Origin of the sequence: Streptomyces sp. NPDC049813 (genome assembly GCF_044465085.1) — a bacterium.
Taxonomy (GTDB): Bacteria; Actinomycetota; Actinomycetes; order Streptomycetales; family Streptomycetaceae; genus Streptomyces.
Window position 1 is genome coordinate 491450 of sequence record NZ_JBITLI010000004.1, and the last position, 22571, is coordinate 514020.

General features: G+C 73.4%; 18 protein-coding genes and 1 riboswitch. Of the genes, 12 read left to right on the forward strand and 6 right to left on the reverse strand.

Translation table 11 applies throughout. From position 1 onward, the window contains the following. The first annotated feature begins 130 nt into the window (after positions 1 to 130). Both ACIBW6_RS12620 and ACIBW6_RS12625 read left to right on the forward strand, forming a co-directional pair. On the forward strand, positions 131 to 1486 hold the full coding sequence (locus ACIBW6_RS12620) for an SWIM zinc finger family protein (protein ID WP_399059234.1): 1356 nt from the start codon (positions 131 to 133) through the stop codon (positions 1484 to 1486). A gap of 50 nt (positions 1487 to 1536) precedes the next feature. Beyond that, positions 1537 to 3216 carry a DUF5691 domain-containing protein gene (locus ACIBW6_RS12625; protein ID WP_399059235.1) on the forward strand — a complete coding sequence of 560 codons (1680 nt, stop codon included), beginning with the start codon at positions 1537 to 1539 and terminating at the stop codon, positions 3214 to 3216. Between the two features lie 418 nt (positions 3217 to 3634). Here the strand turns inward: ACIBW6_RS12625 and ACIBW6_RS12630 are convergent, their stop codons facing one another. Continuing rightward, positions 3635 to 4051, reverse strand: a complete 417-nt coding sequence (locus tag ACIBW6_RS12630) for a cobalamin B12-binding domain-containing protein (RefSeq protein ID WP_324774326.1) — start codon at positions 4049 to 4051, stop codon at positions 3635 to 3637. A 291-nt stretch (positions 4052 to 4342) separates the two neighbouring features. Between ACIBW6_RS12630 and ACIBW6_RS12635 the strand changes: the two genes are divergently transcribed. The 3 genes from ACIBW6_RS12635 to ACIBW6_RS12645 all read left to right on the forward strand — a co-directional run bounded on the left by ACIBW6_RS12635 (position 4343) and on the right by ACIBW6_RS12645 (position 7229). Then, entirely contained in the window at positions 4343 to 5323 is a 981-nt protein-coding gene (locus tag ACIBW6_RS12635) for an esterase/lipase family protein (RefSeq protein WP_399059236.1), read from the forward strand. 615 nt (positions 5324 to 5938) lie between these two features. Further along, on the forward strand, positions 5939 to 6724 hold the full coding sequence (locus tag ACIBW6_RS12640; RefSeq protein ID WP_399059302.1) for a pentapeptide repeat-containing protein: 786 nt from the start codon (positions 5939 to 5941) through the stop codon (positions 6722 to 6724). Between the two features lie 178 nt (positions 6725 to 6902). Then, positions 6903 to 7229 carry a M23 family metallopeptidase gene (locus ACIBW6_RS12645; RefSeq protein WP_399059303.1) on the forward strand — a complete coding sequence of 109 codons (327 nt, stop codon included), beginning with the start codon at positions 6903 to 6905 and terminating at the stop codon, positions 7227 to 7229. Between the two features lie 71 nt (positions 7230 to 7300). On the opposite strand, the gene pcrA is transcribed toward ACIBW6_RS12645, so the two are convergent. Next, the gene (pcrA, locus tag ACIBW6_RS12650) at positions 7301 to 9820 is read right to left on the reverse strand and encodes a DNA helicase PcrA (RefSeq protein WP_399059237.1); all 2520 of its coding nucleotides are present in this window, start codon (positions 9818 to 9820) and stop codon (positions 7301 to 7303) included. Positions 9821 to 10105: 285 nt separating this feature from the next. Further along, positions 10106 to 10275, forward strand: a riboswitch (cyclic di-AMP (ydaO/yuaA leader). A 6-nt stretch (positions 10276 to 10281) separates the two neighbouring features. On the opposite strand from pcrA, the gene ACIBW6_RS12655 reads away from it, so the two are divergent. After that, positions 10282 to 11463 carry an NlpC/P60 family protein gene (locus tag ACIBW6_RS12655; protein ID WP_399059238.1) on the forward strand — a complete coding sequence of 394 codons (1182 nt, stop codon included), beginning with the start codon at positions 10282 to 10284 and terminating at the stop codon, positions 11461 to 11463. A gap of 157 nt (positions 11464 to 11620) precedes the next feature. On the opposite strand, the gene ACIBW6_RS12660 is transcribed toward ACIBW6_RS12655, so the two are convergent. Then, the gene (locus ACIBW6_RS12660; protein WP_399059239.1) at positions 11621 to 11974 is read right to left on the reverse strand and encodes a hypothetical protein; all 354 of its coding nucleotides are present in this window, start codon (positions 11972 to 11974) and stop codon (positions 11621 to 11623) included. A gap of 302 nt (positions 11975 to 12276) precedes the next feature. Between ACIBW6_RS12660 and ACIBW6_RS12665 the strand changes: the two genes are divergently transcribed. Next, positions 12277 to 13317, forward strand: coding sequence for an NlpC/P60 family protein (locus tag ACIBW6_RS12665; RefSeq protein WP_399059240.1), 1041 nt, complete (start codon positions 12277 to 12279; stop codon positions 13315 to 13317). A gap of 101 nt (positions 13318 to 13418) precedes the next feature. Here the strand turns inward: ACIBW6_RS12665 and ACIBW6_RS12670 are convergent, their stop codons facing one another. Next, positions 13419 to 14309, reverse strand: coding sequence for an RNA polymerase sigma-70 factor (locus tag ACIBW6_RS12670; protein WP_399059241.1), 891 nt, complete (start codon positions 14307 to 14309; stop codon positions 13419 to 13421). 177 nt (positions 14310 to 14486) lie between these two features. Here ACIBW6_RS12670 and ACIBW6_RS12675 point away from each other — a divergent pair, with 177 nt between their 5' ends. Continuing rightward, complete coding sequence (locus ACIBW6_RS12675) at positions 14487 to 14981, forward strand: carboxymuconolactone decarboxylase family protein (RefSeq protein ID WP_399059242.1); 495 nt, start codon at positions 14487 to 14489, stop codon at positions 14979 to 14981. 15 nt (positions 14982 to 14996) lie between these two features. On the opposite strand, the gene ACIBW6_RS12680 is transcribed toward ACIBW6_RS12675, so the two are convergent. Continuing rightward, positions 14997 to 15620, reverse strand: coding sequence for a TetR/AcrR family transcriptional regulator (locus tag ACIBW6_RS12680; protein ID WP_399059243.1), 624 nt, complete (start codon positions 15618 to 15620; stop codon positions 14997 to 14999). A 171-nt stretch (positions 15621 to 15791) separates the two neighbouring features. On the opposite strand from ACIBW6_RS12680, the gene ACIBW6_RS12685 reads away from it, so the two are divergent. The 4 genes from ACIBW6_RS12685 (at position 15792) to ACIBW6_RS12700 (ending at position 21585) form a co-directional block, all read left to right on the forward strand. Then, positions 15792 to 16721 (forward strand): ABC transporter permease, encoded by a 930-nt coding sequence (locus tag ACIBW6_RS12685; protein WP_399059244.1) that lies wholly within the window; start codon positions 15792 to 15794, stop codon positions 16719 to 16721. Next, positions 16714 to 17553 (forward strand): ABC transporter ATP-binding protein, encoded by an 840-nt coding sequence (locus tag ACIBW6_RS12690; RefSeq protein ID WP_399059245.1) that lies wholly within the window; start codon positions 16714 to 16716, stop codon positions 17551 to 17553. Before ACIBW6_RS12685 ends, ACIBW6_RS12690 begins: the two co-directional genes overlap by 8 nt. A 130-nt stretch (positions 17554 to 17683) precedes the next feature. Continuing rightward, on the forward strand, positions 17684 to 19921 hold the full coding sequence (locus tag ACIBW6_RS12695; protein WP_399059246.1) for a CDP-glycerol glycerophosphotransferase family protein: 2238 nt from the start codon (positions 17684 to 17686) through the stop codon (positions 19919 to 19921). Continuing rightward, positions 19921 to 21585, forward strand: coding sequence for a glycosyltransferase family 2 protein (locus ACIBW6_RS12700; protein ID WP_399059247.1), 1665 nt, complete (start codon positions 19921 to 19923; stop codon positions 21583 to 21585). The genes ACIBW6_RS12695 and ACIBW6_RS12700 overlap by 1 nt, the downstream gene beginning before the upstream one ends. Here the strand turns inward: ACIBW6_RS12700 and ACIBW6_RS12705 are convergent. Then, on the reverse strand, positions 21558 to 22553 hold the full coding sequence (locus ACIBW6_RS12705) for a helix-turn-helix transcriptional regulator (protein WP_399059248.1): 996 nt from the start codon (positions 22551 to 22553) through the stop codon (positions 21558 to 21560). The genes ACIBW6_RS12700 and ACIBW6_RS12705 overlap by 28 nt on opposite strands. Positions 22554 to 22571: the final 18 nt, after the last annotated feature.

The window sequence follows — 22571 nt, forward strand, 5'->3', positions numbered from 1 at the left end:
GTGACGGCCTCGTCGCGCTGATGGACCCACCGTGCACCACGCCACTGACAATCGACCGGACCGCAGCGATCACCGCAGGTCAAACGGGTGCGGCCGCGGATTGTCAGTGCCGGGACCTACCGTCGACGACATGACTCAGCAGGGGGTGCGCTGGACGACGGACCAGGTGCTGGCACTGGCGCCTGACGCCGCGTCACGCAAGGCGGGAAGCAAGCTCGGGGCAGCGGGTCCCTGGTCGCAGACCGGGAGTTCGGACGAGGGGGCGGTGTGGGGACTGTGCAAGGGCAGCGGCAGCAAGCCGTACCAGACGATCGTGGACACCGGCGGCGGGACGGGCCCGGCGTACAAATGCAGTTGTCCCAGCCGCAAGTTCCCGTGCAAGCACGCGCTGGGGCTGCTGCTGCTCTGGGCCGCGGGGGACACCGGGGCGCCGGCCGGCCGGGCACCGGAGTGGGCGCAGCCGTGGCTGGAGGGCCGCAGAGAGCGGGCCGGGCAGAAGCAGGACGCCGCCGCGGCACCGGGCGGCGGCGCCCCGGCCGACCCGGAGGCGGCCCGCCGCAGAGCGGACCGACGCGCCCAGCGCATCACCACGGGCACCACGGAGCTGGAGCAGCGGCTCACCGACCTGCTCCGCGGCGGGCTGGCCCAAGCGGAGCGGGCGGGGTACGGGCTGTGGGAGGAGACGGCGGCCCGCATGGTCGACGCGCAGGCGCCCGGACTGGCGTCGCGAGTCCGTGAGTTGGGGGCGATACCGGCGTCGGGCCCCGGCTGGCCGGCCCGGCTGCTGGAGGAGTGCGCCCTCCTCCATCTCCTCGACAAGGCCTGGCAGCACCGGGCCGCTCTCCCCGCCGACCTGGCGACGACGGTCCGCTCCCGGATCGGCCTGCCGACCCCGCCGACGGCGGCGCCGCTCAGGGACCACTGGCTGATCCTGTCCCAGTACGACAGGGCGGACGGCCACCTCACCACGCGCCGCGTCTGGCTGCACGGCACCGAGTCGAAGCGCACGGCCCTGCTCCTCTCCTTCGGAGCCGCGGGCCGCGCACCGGCCCTGGCGCTCCCCGCGGGCCTGACCCTGGACGCGACGCTCACGCCCCACCCTGGGGCGCGCGCCCTCCGAGCGGACCTGACCGAACAGTGCGCCGCGCCCACCCTCACCGCGCACCGCCCGCCGGGAGTCGACGTGACGACAGCACTCACCGCCTACGGCGAGGCCCTGACGGAGGACCCCTGGCTGGAGTCGTGGCCGACCACGCTCACGGACGTCATACCGACCCGCGCCCCGGACGCCGCCGGATGGCAACTGGCCGACGCGGACGGTGAATCTGCCCTCCCTCTCACCCCGAACCCGCCCCCCGGCCTGTGGCGCCTGATAGCGCTCTCGGGAGGCGCGCCCGTCACGGTCTTCGGCGAATGCGGCCACCGCGGCTTCCATCCCCTGGCGGCCTGGACGGACTCGACGTCCGTCCCGGTCCCGCTGACCTGAGCACCACGCCCCGCCCCATCCACGACGCACCGCGGTACCAGGAGGCGACCATGCCAGGCACCACCCCGACAGCCACCCCGACAGCCACCCCGACAGCCACCCGGACGGCAACGCCGGTGACCGATACGACGACCGCCGCCGCGGCGGGCGCGACCACCCCGCCCTGGGACGCCCTGCTCACCACGGCCCTGCTGGGCACGGACCGCCGTCCGTCCACCACCCCGCAGGCCCTCCTGGACGACGCGGCGATGGCGACCGTCCGCCGCCGGGCCGCCCTGCGCCCGGCCGGCGCGGCGCCCCTGCCCGCCCCCGCGCCGGCGGACCCGCGCCCCCCGCTGCCGCCGCCCGCCCGCCGGCGCCTGGCCACCCTCCTCACCGACCGCCCCGGCACGGGCTCCGGCACCGCCCGCCGGGGCACCGCCCCCGACCTGCTGGAACTGCTCCCGCAGTGGCTGGCCACGGCCAACGCCCACGGCTACGCGCCGCCGCCGGAGCTGCTCCCGGCCCTGCTGGACGCGGCGCGCGGCCGTACGGACCTGCGCCCCGGGGCCCTCACCTTCGCGGGCCCGCGCGCGCTGTGGCTGGCCGGGCTCAACCCGGACTGGAAGTTCGCCCTGCGGGCCACGCCGGGCGCGGGCACGGCGCTACCGGGGCCCGAGGAGACGGCGAGGGTGCAACGCCTCTGGGAGGAGGGCCTGTTCGCGGAGCGCGTGGCCCTGCTGGCGTCGATCCGGGCCCATGACAGCGAGGCGGCCCGCGCCCTTCTTGCCGGCACATGGAGCACGGAGCGGGCCGAGGACCGGCTCATGTTCCTCGATTCGCTGCGCACGGGCTTGAGCGACGCGGACGAGCCGTTCCTGGAGAAGGCCCTGACGGACCGCAGCCGCAACGTCCGCTCGACGGCGGCCGAACTCCTCTCCGCGCTCCCGCACTCGGCGCTGGCCGGGCGCATGGCGGACCGGGCCCTGTCGTGGGTGGCGCTGGACCGGGAGACGGGGACGGTCGTGGTGGAGGCCCCGCACGAGTGCGACGCGGCGATGGAGCGCGACGGCATCGTGGCCAAGCCCCCGGCAGGCCGGGGGGAACGGTCGTGGTGGCTGGGCCAGTTGGTGGAGGCGGCCCCGCTGGACCGCTGGCCGGCGCGGCTCGGCGGCCGCACCCCGTGGGAGATCGTGGCGCTGCCGGTCGCGGACGACTGGCGGGGCGAGTTGCACGCGGGCTGGTGCCGTGCCGCGGTGCGCCAGCGGGACGTCGGCTGGTCGCGGGCGCTGCTCGGGGCGCCGACGGCGCCGGACGCGGCGGGGCCGGGGGCGGTGTCGCTCGCGGAGCGGTCGAAGCTGCTGGCGGCGCTGCCGGCGGGGGACCGGGCCGAGTGGGTCGCGGGGTTCATCGCGGCGCACGGCCTGTCGGAGGCGTTCCAGCTGCTCGGGGTCTGCGCCACGCCCTGGGCGCCGCCGCTGGGGCAGGCCGTGGTGGACGCGCTGAACATCGCGCGCGACGCGGGCAGTTATCCATGGAGCTTCAGCGGGGTGATGGGCCTGGCGGAGCGGTGCCTGGACCCGGTGGAGGCGGAGCGCCTGGAGGGGTTCACGGCCGAGGTGGAGGAGGCGGAGAACGCGGCTCCGGGGGCGGGGGGTTACTGGGCGGAGGCGTTTCAGCGCCTGGTGGGCACGTTGCGGCTGCGCCGGGCGATGCGCGACGAACTCGCCCCGGCGGGACCTACGCCGTGACCGCCACGAGCCTCGCGTCCGCGAGCGGCCTCCCCAACGACCGCCACGGACCACGCGTCCGCAAGCGGCATCCGCAACGACCGCCACGGACCACGCGTCCGGAAAGGGCATCCGCCCTGACGGGCACGGACCGCGCACCGGAGGCCACACCCGCAGCGACGGGCACGGACCGCGAAGTCGAAAGTCACACCCGCCCGACCGGCACGGACCGCACGTCCGGAACGGCACCCGACCCGACCGGGCCACCGGACCAAGGCGGCGCCCGCCCTGACCAGGGCGCCCGGCCGCCCCGTACGGATCAGGCCGGCACTGAACCGGCGGCGTCCGACGTCCCCGCCCCCAGGCCCGGCGTCGACCACGGCCCTCGGCGCCGCCGGCCGACAAGGCCGCCCCGGACCGCCCCCTGACCGCCCCCGGTTCACGCTCCGGCGGGCTGCCGGACGTTGGCGCGGACCCAGTCCACGATGGAGGCGGTGGTCGCGCCCGGGGTGAAGATCTCGGCCACGCCCTGCTCCTTGAGCGGCGGGATGTCGGCCTCGGGGATGATGCCGCCGCCGAAGACCTGGATGTCGGCGGCGTCGCGTTCCCGCAGGAGTTCGATGACGCGCGCGAAGAGGGTGTTGTGCGCGCCGGAGAGGATGGAGAGCCCGATGGCGTCGGCGTCCTCCTGGATGGCGGTGTCCACGATCTGCTCGGGCGTCTGGTGCAGACCCGTGTAGATGACCTCCATGCCGGCGTCGCGCAGCGCCCGCGCGATCACCTTGGCCCCGCGATCGTGGCCGTCGAGACCGGGCTTCGCGACGACCACGCGGATCGGACCGGCTGCCACACCCATCACTGCCTCCATGAAGTGACTGACCCCGGGGCCTCGGTACCCGCGGACCCGGGTTCCGGATACCCGTCCCGGATATCCGAAGTGAACGAACGTTATCGCCAGCATCCCGCAACCGGCCGTTTCACGGTGCACGGCGAGGGGGAAATCACACAGTGGGACACGTCGGCTGCGCGGAGCAACCGCGCCGACCGGCCGACCAGCGGATCCGGCCGATAAGCGATCCGGCCGGTCCGGCCAATCGGCACCGGCCGCATGCGAAGCTCCCGCCGTGCGCCGACGGGAGGTTGGCCGATGCAGGTCGCGAGGACCGTGCCCGTCCGCCCGCACGAGCAGCCCTCTCCGGTGAGCGCGGCCGGCCTCTCGATGGCGCTGCTGAAGTCGACCGTGCTGGAGCTAGCGGTCCTGGCGGGTCATCTCCTCCTCTACCCCTCGGGAGTCCTCCCGGAGCGCAGGCGCCCCGGGGTGCTCCCCGAAGCCGCCGCACCGGCCCCGCCCCAGAAGCCACCGGCCCCACACCCGCCGGCCGAAGCCCGCACCCCCGTCCTCACCCCCACCCCCGCCCCACGGACAGGGCGCACCGCCGCGGCGACCCGCACCCGCACCCCGCGCATCCCCACCCCCCGCAAACCCCCGGTCCTGCTGCTCCACGGCTTCATCGACAACCGCTCGGTCTTCGTCCTGCTCCGCCGTTCCCTGGCCCAGCAGGGCAGGCAGCAGATCGAGTCGCTGAACTACTCCCCGCTGACCTGTGACATACGGACCGCGGCGACCCTGCTGGGCCGGCACGTCGAGGAGCTGTGCGAGCGCACGGGCCAGGAACGCATCGACATCGTGGGCCACAGCCTGGGCGGACTGATCGCGCGTTATTACGTGCAGTGCCTGGGCGGGGACCGGCGGGTGCGCACCCTCGTCACGCTCGGCACACCGCACGCCGGTACGCGCGTCGCACCGCTGGCGAACGCGCATCCGATCGTGCGGCAGATGCGGCCGGGCTCCGCGGTCGTCGAGGAGCTGACGCGGCCCGCGCCCAGCTGCCGTACGCGCTTCGTGAGCTTCTGGAGCGATCTCGACCAGCTGATGGTGCCGCTGGAGACGGCGTGCGTGGACCACCCGGACCTGTGCGCGCAGAACGTGCGGGTGACGGGCATCGGGCACCTCGCCCTCCCCGTGCACCCGGCCGTCGCGACGGGCGTCCGGCAGGCGCTCGATGCCGAGCCGGCGGACGCGGGGGCGCCCGCGGCCGGCTCGGCCGGCGGCCTGACGGTGGCGTGAGGGTCTTGTGACGGTGTCGCGGCAGGTCACTGCAGGCCGCGCCGGCCAGGGGAAACCAGGGCGCGCGCGGCCGGGCAAATCCGGCGAATCGTCGAACGCACCTCGAACTCAGCGCCAAATACGCGCCCTTAGTTCACCGAAAGGCGGCTGATTGCCCGACTATGCGGGGCCTGAAACCTGCGGAAGATTGTCGCGCCCTCGTACCGCCGGGTACAGTCGCCGCACTGCTCTGGCAGCCCCTGTTGTCGAGGCGAAAGAGAAGTTGGTGAACGACCGTCATCCGTCGGGGACCGCGCAGTACGCGGCCTACGACGGTCATTCCACGACCAGCTTCGCCACCGACCCGCTCTTCGGTGACCTGCCGGGCGACGCTCCGTACGACGCGAGTGCCCACGAATCCCGGTCTTACAACTCGGATTCCTACAATTCGGGCTCGTACGACACCGGCCAGTGGTCCACGCAGGCCACAGGGGTCCCGCAGCCGTACGCGACGTCCCCGTATCCCACCGCCGGGTACGACACCGGCAGTTACGGGACGGGCAGCTTCGACGGGGCGGCCACGTCCGCCATGTGGGCGATGGGCCAGGCCGGTCACGACCAGCAGCACACCGGACAGTGGCCCGCGCAGACCTTCGACACGCAGTCCTTCGAGGACCCGTCCTACGAGACGCAGACGTTCGCCACGCAGTCGTTCGCCACGCAGTCGTTCGAGACGCAGTCCTTCGAGACGCAGTCCTTCGAAGCACCGTCCTTCGCGGCGCAAGTCTCCGACGCACCGTCCTTCGCGGCCCAAGCCTCCACCGCACCGTCCTTCGACACGCAGTCCTTCGACGCACCGGTCTTCGGAACGACGGCCTACGACACGGGCGCGTACGACGCCACCGCGTGGAACTCGGCCGGCACCCCCGAGCAGGACCCCGGCACGACGGACCACACGGGGACCCACACCGGGACCCACACCGCGGTCCACGCCTACGTGCCGGACCAGTACAGCCCCGCCGAGTACCCGCAGGCGCACGACGACCCGCCCGAGGCGGAGCAGCCGCCGGACGCCGAAGCCACCGCCGGGTCCGGGCACGACGCCCCGGAGGCCGACCCGCAGCCGGACCCCGTCACCCGCGCCCCGGGCACCCGCGCCGGTGCCCGCGTCGCGGCCCGGGGCACGGGCTCCCGCTCCCGCCGCCGCTCCCCCGCCAAGCGCTCCGCCCTGCTGACCGTCGCCGTGCCCTCGGTGTGCGTGGTCGGGGTCGCCGGAGCCGCCGCCTCGGTGGGCACCTTCAGCGGGGACGAGGGCAAGGAGACGCAGACCGTCGCGGCACCGGACGCGAGCGCGGTGAAGCCGTCCGTCGCGAACAACAAGCTGGACACGCAGCTCAAGGAGATGTCCGCGGACGCGGGTGACTTCGCCGACCGGGCGAGCCGCACGCAGGAGCGGATCGACCTGAAGGCGAAGCAGGAGGCCGACCGCAAGAAGGCCGCCCAGGAAGCCGCGCGCAAGGAGGCGATGCGGCCCAAGTTCGTCCTGCCGGTCAAGCAGCACGGGCTCAGCGCGTACTACGGGCAGGCCGGCATCAACTGGATGTCCGTGCACTCCGGCATCGACTTCCCGGTCTCGTACGGGACCGAGGTGATGGCGGCGACGGACGGCACCGTGCGCACGCAGTGGAACAGCGCGTACGGGAACATGGCGATAGTCACCGCCAAGGACGGTACGGAGACGTGGTACTGCCACCTCTCCTCGCACACCGTGATGAGCGGGCCCGTGAAGGCGGGCGACGTGATCGCGCACTCCGGGAACTCGGGGAACTCGACCGGTCCGCACCTGCACTTCGAGGTGCGCCCCGGCGGCGGCTCGGCGATCGACCCGCTGCCCTGGCTCCGCAGCCACGACCTCGACCCGACCTGAGGTCGCGTCCGCACAGTCCCTCCTGCCGCGGGGCCCGGTTCAGGACCGGACCCCGTCCAGCGGGCCGGGCCCTACAGCTTCTCCACCGGCGCGTACCGCAGCAGCAACCGCTTCGGCTTCGGGTCGCCGAAGTCGATCGTCGCCTCCGCGTTCCCGCCCGAGCCGCTCACGCCCACCACCGTGCCGAGACCGAACTGGTCGTGCGTGACGCGGTCACCGACGGCCAGGGATACCACCGGCTTCTCGCCGGCCCGGCGCGTCGCGAACGCCGGGGTGGTACGGGAGCGGGACGTCGACAGCGAGGCGGCGATCCCGCCGCCGATGCCCTTCGTGGAGGGCGCGGCCGCGGAGCCGCCGGTGCGCTTCCACTCCAGGTGCGCGTCCGGGATCTCCTCCAGGAAGCGCGAGGGCGGGTTGTACGAGGGCTGGCCCCAGGCGCTGCGCATGGAGGCGCGCGTCAGGTACAGCCGCTCCCGCGCGCGCGTGATGCCGACGTACGCGAGGCGACGCTCCTCCTCCAGCTCCTTGGTCTGCCCCAGGGAGCGCATGTGCGGGAAGACGCCGTCCTCCATGCCGGTCAGGAAGACCACCGGGAATTCGAGGCCCTTGGCGGTGTGCAGGGTCATCAGGGTGATGACGCCGCTGCCGTCGTCCTCCTCGTCGGGGATCTGGTCGGAGTCGGCAACGAGGGCGACCCGCTCCAGGAAGGCGGAGAGACCGGTGCCGCCGGCTTCTTCCGTCTCGGTCTCGCTCTCGCCCTCGGCGGCCGCCTGCGCGTTCTCCTGCTCGAACTCCAGGGCCACCGCGGCGAGTTCCTGGAGGTTCTCGATGCGGGTCTCGTCCTGCGGGTCCGTGGAGGACTGCAGCTCGGCGAGGTAGCCGGTGCGCTCGAGGACGGCTTCCAGGACCGTGGCCGGTCCGGCGCCGGACTCGACGACGGTGCGCAGGTCCTCCATGAGGGCGTTGAACCGCTTGACCGCGTTCGTCGACCGGGACGCCATGCCGTACGCCTCGTCGACGCGGCGCAGCGCCTGCGGGAAGGAGATCTTCTCGCGCTGGGAGAGCGCGTCGATCATCGCTTCGGCGCGGTCGCCGATGCCGCGCTTGGGCACGTTCAGGATGCGGCGCAGGGGGACGGAGTCCTCGGGATTGGCCAGCACGCGCAGGTAGGCCAGGATGTCCCTGACCTCCTTGCGCTCGTAGAAGCGGACACCGCCGACGACCTTGTAGGGCAGGCCGACGCGGATGAAGATCTCTTCGAAGACACGGGACTGCGCGTTCGTCCGGTAGAAGACGGCGACGTCGCCGGAGCTCGCCTCGCCCGCGTCCGTGAGCCGGTCGATCTCCTCGGCGACGAACTGCGCCTCGTCGTGCTCGGTGTCCGCGACGTAGCCGGTGATCTGGGAGCCCGCGCCCGCGTTCGTCCACAGGTTCTTGGGGCGGCGCGACTCGTTGCGCTCGATGACCGCGTTGGCCGCGCTCAGGATCGTCTGCGAGGAGCGGTAGTTCTGCTCCAGCAGGATCGTGGTCGCGTCCGTGTAGTCCTCCTCGAACTGGAGGATGTTGCGGATGGTGGCGCCGCGGAACGCGTAGATGGACTGGTCCGCGTCGCCGACGACGCACAGCTCGGCGGGGTCGGCGTCCTCCCCCTCCGTCGGCCCGACCAGCTCGCGCACGAGTGCGTACTGCGCGTGGTTGGTGTCCTGGTACTCGTCGACCAGGACGTGCCGGAAGCGGCGCCGGTAGTGCTCGGCGACGTCGGGGAACGCGCGCAGCAGGTTGACCGTGGTCATGATCAGGTCGTCGAAGTCGAGGGCGTTGGCCTCCCGCAGCCGCGACTGGTACATCGCGTAGGCCTGGGCGACGGACTTCTCGAATCCTCCCCCAGACTCCGTCCGGGAGGTGCCCCCAGCCGCGGTCTTCGCGAAGTCCTCCTCGTCGATCAGCTCGTTCTTCAGGTTCGAGATCTTGGCGCTGAAGGACTTCGGCGGGAACTTCTTGGGGTCCAGGTCCAGGTCGCGGCAGACCAGGGCCATGAGCCGCTTGCTGTCGGCCGCGTCGTAGATCGAGAACGACGAGGTGAAGCCGAGCTTCTTCGACTCGCGGCGCAGGATGCGCACGCACGCGCTGTGGAAGGTGGAGACCCACATCGCGTTCGCCCGCGGGCCCACCAGGGACTCGACGCGCTCCTTCATCTCGCCCGCGGCCTTGTTCGTGAAGGTGATCGCGAGGATCTGGCCGGGGTGGACGCCGCGCTCGGCCAGCAGGTAGGCGATGCGGTGGGTGAGGACGCGGGTCTTGCCGGAGCCGGCGCCCGCCACGATGAGCAGCGGGGAGCCGCCGTGCACGACGGCCGCCCGCTGGTTCTCGTTCAACCCGTCCAGCAGGGCCGCCGGGTCCAGGGCAGGGCGGGGCGCGCCGTCGCGGTAGTACGCGTCCCGGGCCGGAGGCACGTCGAACTTCCCGCCGAACAGGTCGTCCGGGATCGGCTCGGGCTCCGGTCCGTCGTGCTCGCTGTCGGGCGGCGGCGGGGGGCCCTCGGTCCGGTTCTGGAGGCCCGCCAGGAAGCTGTCGTCAAAGAGGCTGCTCATCGCCCTACGAGTCTAGGCGGCCCCACTGACACCCCGCCCCCACCTTGGCCACACTGCCCGTACCACCAGGTCAGCGGCGCCTTTCGGCCGGAGGAGTCCGGCGGCGCACCTACCGTGACCGAGCAGATGCGGTGCGTTCGACCATCATTCGGCCGAGCGCCCGGTGTCGCCAAGGTCACGAAAATGTATCGGGCATATCGAACATCAACCTTCACAGCAGCGACACGAGTTGGCTACCGTGCTGCGCGGGCAGCCCGTCCCCCCGCCGCGAGCACCGCGGCGAACGAGCAGCCCCCGCCGAGTCCCGTACGCCGTGAGGCAGGGAACCGGGGACCCAACCGACCTTGGGGTGAATCGGCCCGGCCGCCCGGCAGGACAGGGCGGCCGACCGTAGGGCAGCCTTCCGTACGCCCGAACCCGACAGCTAACCCGGTAGGCGGACCACGGAAGGAGTCGCCTCCTTGGCGTCGCACCGCAAGCCGCGTGTCCGGTCCCGGATGACCGGCGGCCTTCGCACCACCCCCGCGGTCGGGATCACGACCGTCGCCCTCACCTCGGTGGCCCTCCTCTCGCAGAGCGCCCAGGCGGCCCCCGCCCGGCCGGACCGGCCGAGCCTGGAAGAGGTGCAGAAGAAAGTCGACAGCCTGTACCGCCAGGCCGAGGTCGCCACGCAGAAGTACAACTCCGCCAAGGAGCAGACCGACAGCAAGAAGAAGCAGGTCGATCGCCTCCTCGACGACATCGCGCAGCGCACCGAGAAGCTGAACTCGGCCCGCCAGGAGCTGGGCAGGTTCGCCGCCCAGCAGTACCGCTCGGGCGGGATCGGCGACACGGCGACGATGTTCCTCGCGGACGACCCCGAGGACTACTTCGCGCAGAACCGGCTGATGAGCCGGATGACCGCCGACCAGAAGGACGCGGTCGACGACTATCAGAAGCAGCAGCTCAGCACCGCGAAGAAGCGCACCGAGGCGCAGGAGAGCCTCACGCAGCTGACGTCCTCCCAGACCGACCTGAAGACCTCCAAGCAGAGCGTGCAGACGAAGCTGGCCGACGCCCGTCAGCTGCTGTCGCGGCTGACCGCCGAGGAGAAGCAGCGGCTCGCGGCGATCGAGAAGAAGAAGCAGGAGGCGGCCCGCAAGAAGGCCGCCCAGCTCGCCGCGGAGCAGAAGGCGCAGGAGGACAAGAAGCAGCAGGCGGCCGAGGAGGCCGCCGGGCAGCAGGGCTCCGGCTCGTCGTCCGGCGGTACCACCGAGGCACCGGCAGGCAGCTCCTCCGGTTACGCGACCAAGGCCGCCCAGGCGCTCGCCTACGCCAAGGCGCAGGAGGGCAAGCCGTACGTGTGGGGCGCCACGGGCCCGGACTCCTACGACTGCTCGGGGCTCACCCAGGCGGCGTGGAAGGCGGCCGGCATCACCTTGCCGCGCACCACGTGGGACCAGGTGGAGGCCGGCACGACCGTCCCGCTCTCCTCGATCCAACCGGGTGACCTGGTCTTCTTCTACGACGACATCAGCCACGTCGGCCTGTACCTCGGCGACGGCATGATGATCCACGCCCCGAAGCCGGGCGCGTCCGTCCGCGAGGAGTCCATCTACTACGACGGCACCAGCTCGATCCACAGCGTGGTGCGGCCCGCCTGACGTCCGCGCCGGGTCCTGTCGCCGTGGTGGGGACACCGCGGTGACAGGCCCCGGGGGCTCCCGGGACCGCGGCGGCCGGAAAGCGCCCCCTGCCCCTCGGGCCCGCCCGGACCCCGCAGGCCCGCAGGGCCTCAGTACCTCAGGGCCGCCGGCTCCCTCAGGTCCAGAGCACCGCGATGAAGATGTTGGCGATCGTCAGCCCGCCGACCGCAGCGAACAGCCCCTTCTCGGCCGTCTCCTCGTCGCGCTTCACGTACACGATGCCGAGGATGACGATCAGGACGGCCAGCTTCACCCCGATCTTGACGTTGTTCACGGTGGAGCCGTCGGCCTGATTGAGGCCGACCAGGGCGACGCCGGTGACCAGCATGGTCAGCGCGCCGTGCAGCATCGCCTTGTTGAACCGGGCGGTGCCCCGCCCCATCGCCGACATCTGCGTGAGGAAGCCGCCGAGCAGCGAGGCGATGCCGATGATGTGCAGGCCGACGAAGAGATGGATGAGTACGTCCATGGTCCGGGAGCCTAATGGGGCACCGTTCGGGCCGGTTCGTGGGGCGGCCCCGGACAGCACTCTGTCACCCTCCGACACCACCCGTAACAAACGAGCCAGTTCCGCACAATCCGTCGCCAACCCGTGACGCCGAGGTTTAGCGTCCTTCCTCAGGTGACCGGCTCCCCCACCGCCGCCCGGGCCAGGGGCGGCAGTCGGACATCACCGCCGCGAGAGGTCCGGCGGCGGCCCGCTCCCTCGTGCGGGCCGCCGCCGGACGCGCGACCGGCGGTCGGACACGCACCGGAAGGACGTGACCCCTCGTGCCGGCAGCGCACCGCAAGCCGAAACGACGTTCACTCAGCGGCCCCACGGCCCGCGCGGCGGCCACCTTCGCTCTCGCCTCCGCGGCCACCGCCACCGCCCTCGACGGCGGCGCGGCCCACGCGGAACCGCAGCTGACCCCCGCTCAGGTGAAGGCGAAGGTGGACCGGCTCTACCGGGAGGCGGAGGTCGCCACCGAGAAGTACAACGGCGCGAAGGAGAAGGCCGAGAAGGCCCACAAGGAGGTGGCCGCGCTCCAGGACGAGGCGTCCCGCAGGACGGAGTCCCTGAACGCGTCGCGGCGGCGGCTCGGTGCGGTCGCTGCCGCGCAGTACCGCACCGGTGGCGTCGACCCGTCCGTGCAGCTGTTCCTCTCCTCGGCCCCGGACCGCTACCTCGACGAGGCGTCCCTCGCGGACCGCGTCGGCCACCGGCAGGCCGGCGCCATCGCCCGGGTCCGCCACGAGCTGCGCGAGATCGACCAGCTGCGCACCCGGGCCGACGGTTCGCTCGGCGACCTCCGCTCCACCCAGCGGGCGCTGGCGGAGCAGAAGAAGACGGTGACGACGAAGCTGGCGGACGCCCGGCGGCTGCTCGACCGGCTCACCCCCGCGGACCGCCCGGCCGCCGCCGGCGCCGCCGCACACGCCTCCCGCTCGCTGTCCCGCGGCGACCTCGGCGCGGCGCCGAACGCCCGGGCGGCGGCCGCCGTCTCCTACGCGCGGGGCGCCCTCGGCAGCCCCTACGTCTGGGGCGCGACCGGCCCGAACGCGTTCGACTGCTCGGGGCTTACGCAGGCGGCGTACCGCGCCGCGGGCGTCTCGCTGCCGCGCACCACGTACGCCCAGATCGACGCGGGCCGGCGCGTGCCCCGCTCCCAGCTGCGCCCGGGCGACCTGGTCTTCTTCTACTCCGGGATCAGCCATGTCGGCCTCTACATCGGCGGCGGCCAGATGATCCACGCGCCGAACCCGAGCGCGCCGGTGCGGATCGCGCCGATCGACCAGATGCCGTTCGCCGGGGCGGCCCGGGTCGCGTAGGGCCTGCGTACGTCGGGGCCACCCGGGTCGCGTAGGGCCTGCGTGCGCCGGGACGGCCCGGGTCGCGTCGGCCCGAGGGCGAGCCCGGCCCCGGCGGTGCGTCAGCGCGTCACCGGCGTCTCGTGTGCCACGCGCGCCAGCTTCTCCGGGTTGCGTACGGCGTAGAGCCCGGTGACGAGGCCGTCGTCGATGCGGACCGCGAGCACGGCGACGAGCTCGCCGGCGGCGCGGAGCAGCAGGGCGGGCGCACCGTTGACCTGGGTGGGTTCGGCCGACAGCCCGGCGGCGATCCGGCCCAGCAGTCCTGCCACGTCCGTGACGCCCAGGACGGGTTCGAGGGCGGCCCGCACGACGCCGCCGCCGTCGGTGAGGAAGACGACGTCGGGGGCGAGGACGTCGAGCAGGTCCTGCAGGTCGCCGGTCTCCACGGCGCGCCGGAACGCGCGCAGCGCGCCCTGGGTCTGCGCGGGTGTCGCGGTGCCGCGCGGGCGCCGGGCCGCGACATGGGCCCGCGCCCGGTGCGCGACCTGCCGGACGGCGGCCTCGGACTTGCCGACGGCCGCCGCGATCTCGTCGTGGCCGAGGCCGAAGACCTCGCGCAGCACGAACACGGCCCGCTCGACGGGGGCGAGGGTCTCCAGGACCAGCAGCATCGCCATCGAGACACTGTCGGCCAGCTCGACGTCCTCGGCCACGTCGGGCGTGGTGAGCAGCGGCTCGGGCAGCCAGGGACCGACGTACGTCTCCTTGCGGCGGCCGAGCGTGCGCAGCCGGGTCAGCGCCTGCCGTGTGGTGACGCGGACCAGGTAGGCGCGCTGGTTGCGCACGGTGGCGAGGTCGACGCCGGCCCACCGCAGCCAGGTCTCCTGGAGCACGTCCTCGGCGTCGGCGGCCGAGCCGAGCATCTCGTAGGCGACGGTGAACAGCAGGTTGCGGTGGGCCACGAACGCCTCGGTGGCGGGGTCGGGCGCGGGCTGCGACGGGCCGGCCATGGGTGGCTCCTTCTTCACTGGGTCCGGGCTCTGCTCGTGCACCCCAGACGCCGGCCGCCGCGGTTCCGTGACACCGGGCCGGTGTGGTTCACGTCACCGTGCCGCGCTGTCACGGCGTCCGGGCGGGCGGCATCCCGTGAGCGTCGGAACCACCCGCACTGAAGGAGACACCACGTCATGAACTCCACCGCACCGCACGAGCCCCGCCTGAACCTCTTCGCCGACCCCGTCGCGGCCCGGGCCCTGAAGCACTTCGCGTCCGCGAGCCGGACCCTCATCGACGACTCCCGGCTGCCGAGCACGGTCCAGGACCTGGTGATGCTCCGGGCGAGCCAGATCAACGGCTGCGGCTACTGCACCGACGCCCACAGCAAGGATCTCACCCATGCCGGGCAGAGCGCGGTCCGCGTCCATCTGGTCGCGGCCTGGCGCGAGTCCACGGTGTTCAGCGACGCCGAACGCGCCGCCCTCGACCTCACCGAGCACGGCACCCGCGTCGCCGACGCCGCGGGCGGTGTCCCGGACGAGGTCTGGGCGCGCGCCGCCGCGCACTACGACGAGGGACAGCTCGCGGCGCTGGTGCTGGTCATCTCCCTGATCAACGCGTCCAACCGGATGGGCGTCATCAACCGGACGCCGGGCGGTGACTACGTGCCCGGCCAGTTCGGCTGAGTCTCGGCCCCCGGCTCACAGCGCCTTGAGCGCCGCCGTCGTCGCCGCCGCGAGCCGCTTCAGGTGCCCCTTGGGCAGCTCCGGCGCGCGCACGACGAGCGAGCGCCAGTACAGCGGCCCGGAGATCAGGTCGAGCGCCAGCTCCTCGTCGAGGCCGTCGCGCAGTTCGCCGCGGGCGACCGCCGCGCGCACGATCCCGCTCGCCACCCCGTGCTGCCCCTCCCGCAGGGCCTTCTGCATGGCCTCGGCGATCTCCGGGTTGCGGGCCGCCTCCGCCTGGAGGTCGGGGATGATCTGCCCGGCCACCGGGTGCTTCAGGGCCCGCGCGGTGACCCGGTACAGAAGCTGCAGGTCCTCCTCCAGGGAACCGGTGTCGGGCGCGGGCAGGCCCTGGACCGCCAGGGCGGAGACCAGGTCCAGGACGAGGTGGAGCTTGGAGCGCCAGCGGCGGTAGACCGCCGTCTTGCCGACGCCCGCGCGCCGCGCGATCCCCTCGATGGACATCCGCGCGTAGCCGGCCGCGGCGAGCTCCTCGAAGACGGCGGCCCGGATCGCGTCGGTCACGTCCTCGCGCAGGACGGCGGCCCCGGCCGGGGCCCGGCGACGCGTCGGCGGGGAGGAGTCGGCGTTGGTCGGCATGCGGCCAGCATAGTTCCGTAACGACGAAACGGTTGCGTTCCGACGCTCGTCCGGCCTACTCTCACGTGACGACGATACGGGTCCGTCCCGACGTGAACGGCAGGCGAACAACAGCTCTTGGGAGTGCAAAGCGCCCGCCGGATCCGCCCCCTCCGACCGAAAGCAGCGGATGTGAGCCAGGTCCTGGACACGCCTCCCGCACCGGCCCCCGGCCCGGCGCCCGCCCCCGACCCGACGGACCCCGCGGCGCTCGCGGCCCGGTACGGGCTCACCGTCAGCGGCGCCCGCCCCTCGCTCGGCGCGTACGTGCGCCAGTTGTGGCAGCGGCGGCACTTCATCACGGCCTTCTCGACCGCCAAGCTGACGGCCCAGTACAGCCAGGCGAAGCTCGGGCAGGTCTGGCAGGTGGCGACCCCGCTGCTGAACGCGGCGGTCTACTACTTCATCTTCGGCGTGCTGGTCGGGACCAGTAAGGGCGTCCCCGACTTCGTCCCGTTCCTGGTCACGGGCGTCTTCGTGTGGACGTTCACCCAGTCCTCGGTGATGGCGGGCACCCGGGCGATCTCCGGCAGCCTCGGCCTGGTGCGGGCGCTGCACTTCCCGCGCGCCGCGCTCCCCGTCTCATACTGCCTGCAACAGCTCCAGCAGCTGCTGTTCTCGATGTGCGCGCTGCTGATCATCCTGCTCTGCTTCGGCATCCCGCCGGCCGTGTCCTGGCTGCTGGTCTTCCCGGTGCTGGTGCTGCAGTTCACGTTCAACACCGGGCTCGCGATGATCATGGCGAGGATCGGCGCCCACACCCCGGACATCGCCCAGCTGATGCCGTTCCTGCTGCGTACGTGGATGTACCTGTCCGGCGTGATGTGGAGCCTGGACCACCTGCTCGGCGACAAGGACCTGCCGCACCTGGCCATCGTGCTGCTGCGGGCCAACCCGGCCGCGGTCTACATCGACCTGATGCGCTTCGCGCTGATCGACAGCTTCACCGGGAGCCAGCTGCCCCCGCACGTGTGGGCCTGCGCCGTGGGCTGGGCGCTGCTCGCGGGCGTCGGCGGGTTCCTCTACTTCTGGAAGGCAGAGGAGACGTACGGCCGTGGCTGACCACATCGAGGACCGGGGCGCGCGCGTCCCCACCGTCGTCGTCGACGGCGTCGACATCGTCTACCGCGTCAACGGCACGGGCGCGGGGCGCGGCGCCGCCACCGCCGCCCTCCAGCGCATCCTGGGCGGGAAGAAGAAGGCCGAGAAGCGCGCCGGCGTCCGCACCGTGCACGCCGTGCGCGGGGTGTCCTTCACCGCCTACCGCGGCGAGGCGATCGGGCTGATCGGTACGAACGGCTCCGGCAAGTCGACCCTGCTGAAGGCCGTGGCCGGGCTGCTGCCCGTGGAGAACGGGCGGATCTTCACCGACGGCCAGCCCTCCCTGCTCGGCGTGAACGCGGCCCTGATGAACGACCTGACGGGCGAGCGCAACGTCCGCCTCGGCGGCCTCGCGATGGGCATGAGCCGCGAACAGGTCGCGGAGCGCTACGACGAGATCGTCGACTTCTCCGGCATCAACGAGAAGGGCGACTTCATCACCCTGCCGATGCGCACGTACTCGTCCGGCATGGCGGCCCGGCTGCGGTTCTCCATCGCCGCCGCCAAGGACCACGACGTGCTGCTCATCGACGAGGCCCTGGCGACGGGCGACCGCTCCTTCCAGAAGCGCTCCGAGGCCCGCATCCGCGAACTGCGCAAGCACGCCGGCACCGTCTTCCTGGTCAGCCACAGCAACAAGTCGATCCGGGACACCTGCGATCGCGTGCTGTGGCTGGAGCGCGGTGAACTGCGGATGGACGGGCCGACGGAGGCGGTGCTCAAGGAGTACGAGGCCTTCACCAACCGGGCCGACCCCCGGGCCAAACGCCCCGCGGCGCCCGTTCCCTCCTGAGCCCCCACCACTTGGCCCACCAGAAGCCCAGCGAACTTACCCTTTTGTCCGATTAGTGCCACTATTGGGGCGCTGGGCGACAGACGGAGACGGGGCCGGGCGTGGGCCGGCGGGAAGGGTGACGCCTCATATGACGCAGCTGAGTGTCATCGTGTACGGCCGGGACGTCCAGGGCCTGCTCGGTCCGTGCCTGGACAGCGTGGCCGGCCAACTGCCGCCCGACGCCGAGCTGGTGACGGCGGCGGTGGGCGAGTTCGCGCTGGAGGCCGCCCAGGGGCGTGGCGGCACCGTCGTCACGCTGCCCGCCGGCACCTCCGACGCCGACGCGCGCGCCGCGGGCGCCGAGCGGGCGAGCGGCACCTGGCTCTGGTTCGTCCACGCCAAGGACCGGCTCCCGGCGGGCGCGCCGCGCATCCTGCTCGACCGGCTGGCGGAGGTCGCGGAGACGGCGGACCGCGGCCGGGTGGACGTCGTCGTCGCGGACCACGTCCGCTCGACGTGGCGCACGACCGGTGCCTCCGGCGCCGACGCGTGGCGGCTGGCCCGGGTGGGCCGCCGCGACCTGCCGGCCGCCGACGCCCCGGACCTGCTGCGGGTCCGCCCGCTGCTCGGCAACCGCGCCCTGCGCGCCGCCTTCTGGCACGAGCACCGCGCGGAGCTGACCGCCGCCGACACCACGGCCGCCGCCGCGGTCGCCGAGCAGTTCACCGCCCGCGCCGCCCTGATCCTGGCCGAGCGGGTCGCCTGCCTGGAGCAGGTCGTCGTCGAGGTGCGGGAGCTGCGCCCGCAGAGCCTGCCGCCCGTCACGCCCGGGCAGCGGTACGGCTACGTCGCCGCGTACGAGGGACTGCACCGGCTCATGGAGCTGCGCGAGGCGCCGGTGCGGCCCCGCGCCGTCCTGTACGACCTGATGGCGACCGAGACCATGCGGATCGTGGCCCGCGAGACGATGCCGGACGAGGTGGCGCGGGAGTTCTTCCACCGGGCCTCCGCCGCCGCGCGGCGGCTGCGCCCCCAGGGCCACCGGCAGCCCGCCGGCCTGGAGGGCGTGCGGCGGCGGCTGCTGGAGGAGGACGCGTACCCCAGATACCGCGCGTTCCAGAGCGCCAACCGCAAGCGGCGCGCGGCGCGCACCGCGGTGCGCAGGGGCCGGAAGCAGTTCGGCGCGAAGGTGCGTGACGTGCGCTACCGGCGGGCGCTGCGCGAACCGGTCGACCCCGGGCTGGCCGTCTTCTCCGCGTACTGGGACCGCGGAGTCGCCTGCAACCCGGCGGCGATCGCGGCCAAGCTCGCCGAACTCGCCCCGCACGTCCGGCCGGTCTGGGTGGTCTCCTCGGCGGCCGAGCCGCTGCTGCCGCCCGGCACGGACCACGTGGTGCCCGGCACCCGCCGCTACTGGGAGGTGATGGCCCGCGCCGCGTACCTCGTCAACAACGTCAACTTCCCGAACGCGGTGGTCAAACGGCCCGAAGCGGTGCACGTGCAGACCCACCACGGCACCCCGCTGAAGAAGATGGGCCTCGACCAGTTCCCCTACCCGACGGCGTCCAGGGGCCTCGACTTCGACGCCCTGCTCGACCGCGTCGACAAGTGGGACTACAGCGTCAGCGCCAACTCCCACTCCACCCGCATGTGGGAGCACGCCTACCCCTCCCGCTACGTGTCGCTCGACCACGGCTACCCGCGCAACGACGTGTACTACACCGCCGACGCCGCCGCCGTCCGCGCCGTCCGCGACCGCCTGGGCCTGGCCCCCGGCCGGCGCGCGGTCCTCTACGCCCCGACCCACCGGGACTACGAGGCCGCCTGGACCCCGCGCCTGGACCTCGCCGCGCTCGCCGAACGGCTCGGCGACGACACGGTCCTGCTCGTGCGCGGCCACTACTTCTACGGCGGCGCCGCCTCCCCGCTGGCGGGCCTGCGCCGCAGCGGCCGGGTCATCGACGTGTCGGCCTACGACCCGGTGGAGGAGCTGGCCCTGGCCTCGGACGCGCTGGTCACGGACTACTCGTCGATCATGTTCGACTACGCCAACCTGGACCGGCCGATCCTCGTCTACGCCGACGACTGGGAGACGTACGCGCGCACCCGCGGCGTCTACTTCGACCTGCTGGCCGAGCCGCCGGGCCATGTGGCGCGCAGCCAGGAGGAGCTGACGGAGCTGCTCGCCGGGGACGCGTGGCGCGACGAGGCGTCCGCCAAGGTCCGCGACCGGTTCCGGCGCCGGTTCTGCGAGTTCGACGACGGGCACGCCGCCGAGCGGGTGGTGCGCCGCGTCTTCCTCGGCGAGCCCGAGGAGGCCCTGCCGCCCGTCGTGCCGGTCGAGTCGCGCACCCCCGCCCCCACGCCCGAGGAGGCCACCCGCTGATGGCGTTCACCCCCGACGTGACGGTCACGGTCATCGTCTTCAATGACGCGGAGCGGCTCCCGCGCGCGGTCGCCTCGCTCCAGGCGCAGACGCACGGCGACATCGAGATCATCATCAGCGACGACCACTCCACGGACCACACCCCCCAGGTGGCCAGGGAGCTGGCCGCCGCCGACCCCCGCATCACGTATCTGCGGCTGCCGGAGAACTCGGGCGGGTGCAGCGCCCCGCGCAACCGCGCGCTCGACATCGCCCGCGCGCCGTACCTGATGTTCCTCGACAGCGACGACGAACTCCCGCCGGACGCGGTGGCGCTGCTGCTCGCCGCGCACCGCGAGCGCCCCGACATCGACTTCGCGATGGGCGCGGTGCAGCGGGTGCGCGTCGACACCGGGCGCACCTCGGTCTGGATGCCGCACCTGGTCGCCGAGCGCCGCACGGTGGACGGCATCGAGGCCGAGCCGGGCCTGTTCTTCGAGCACCTGTCGACCAGCAAGATGTACGCCCGCGCCTTCCTGGACCGGCACGGCCTGCGCTTCCCCGAGGGCATCCACTACGAGGACCAGCTCTTCTCCGCGCAGGCGTACTGCCTGGCGAAGGCCTTCACGATCGTCCCGGAGCCGGTGTACCGCTGGTACATCGCGCCGTACGCCGAGGAGTCCGCGGCCTCCATCTCCAACCAGCGGCACAAGCTGACCAACGTCCGCGACCGCGTGCACGTCCAGGAGCTCATCGACGACTTCCTGGTGCGGGGCGGCTACAGCCCGGCGCTGCGCGAGGCCAAGGACCACAAGTTCCTCAAGCACGACTTCCGGATGTACGCGGGCGACCTGCCCCACCGCGACGAGGAGTGGCTGGCGGGCTTCGCCGGCATCGTCAACCCGTATCTGGCCGGGCTGGCCCCGGAGGCGTACGCGCGGCTGCCGCGGGCCGAGCGCGTCGTCCTGCAGTTGGTGCGCGACGGCCGTCTGGACGACGCGCGGCTCGCGGCGCGCGGGCTCGGCCACGGCGTCGCGCCGCGCGAGACCGTCGCGGACCCGGACGGGAGCGTCTACTGGGGCCACGAGGTACCGGCGACGGAGGACGGCCGCCGTGAACTGTGCCTCGACGAACTGGCGCTGGACACCCGGCCGTTCTCCCGGGCCCAGTTCCGCCACGAGATCCTGGGCCTGGAGCGGGGCCCGGGCCCCGCGTCGGTGCGGCTGCGGGTGCGGACCTACGACCCGGGGCTGCGGCTGCCGGTGGGCCCGCTGGTCGCGACCCTGGTGATCGCGCCCGGCCGCAAGCGCCTGACCGTCCGCTTCCGGCTCGACCCGGTGCGGCCCGGCGTCTTCGAGGGGGGGACCCTGCTCGACCTGGCGGCCGCGTCGCTGCCGGTGCAGGGCTTCGAGGGGACCCGGCACCCGCTGCTCCAGCTGCGCTCCCCGGAGGGCCTGCGCAGCACGGGGCTGCTGCTGGCGCCGCTGGAGTTCCCCGCGTTCACCGCCGAGGTGGCCGGGCACCGGGTCACCGTGGAGCCCGAGGGGCGCGGGGCGGGCCGGCTCCAGGTGCACTGGGAGCCGGTGGGGCTGCGGACCCGGCTGGTGCGGCCGCTCGCGCGCCGGGTCGCGGGCACCGCGCTGGCCCGCAGGACCCGTCAGCTGGCCAAGCTGCTGCGGGCGTAGGAGGCGAGGCGCCGGGCGAACGCGGCGACCAGGTCACGCAGTTCCCCGGGGCTCTCGACGACGAACGGCCGGTCGAGCGCGGCCAGGGCGGGCGGCAGCCAGTCGAGCCGCTCGGCCCTGATCCGCAGGCGCAGCCATCCCGCACCGGCCGCCGCGGACCCAGGCTCCTGCGCCACCTCTTCCAGGCGCGCGACCGCGGCGGGCAGCCGGGCGCGGATCTGCTGCTCGGTCCCCTGGACGCGCAGGACCACCTCGTACCGGTAGGGGGCCGTGGCCAGGCCGGTCAGCAGGCGTTCGCCGGGGTCGTCGCCGGGCGGTTCGAACGAGCCGGGCAGGGTCCGCGCGTCGGTGACGCGGTCGAGCCGGAACGGCCGGTCCTCGCCGCTGGTGACGTCGCGGCCCGTGACGTACCAGCGTCCCGCGTGGGCGACGATCCCGTAGGCGTGCAGGGTGCGCTCGCCGTGGGCGCCGCCGCCGTCGGTGTAGCGCACGGCGACGGGCCGGTGGTGGCGCACCGCGTCGGCGACGGTGAGCAGGACCCCGGCGTCCGGGGCGGCGCTCCGCCCGGGGCCGTCGGTGAAGGCGAGCGCGTCCAGGAGCGTGTCGAGGCGCCGGGCGACGTGCGGCGGCAGCACCCGCCGGATCTTGGCCGCCGCGGTCTCGCCCGCGGTGTGCGCCGCCGTCGTCAGCCCCGTGCGGCGCCCGGCGATCAGCCCGAGCAGCACGGCCAGCGCCTCGTCGTCGCCGAACATCAGCGGCGGCAGCCGGTGGCCGGGGGCGAGCCGGTACCCGCCGTAGCGCCCGCGCACCGACTCCACGGGGATGTCGAGGTCGACCAGCCGGCTCACGTAGCGGCGCACGGTGCGGCCCTCGACGCCGAGCCGCTCGGCCAGCTCCGCCACCGTGCGGGTACCGCCGGACTGCAACAGCTCCAGCAGGGTCAGGACGCGGGCGGCGGGCACGGACATGCGCCGAGCCTAGCCCCG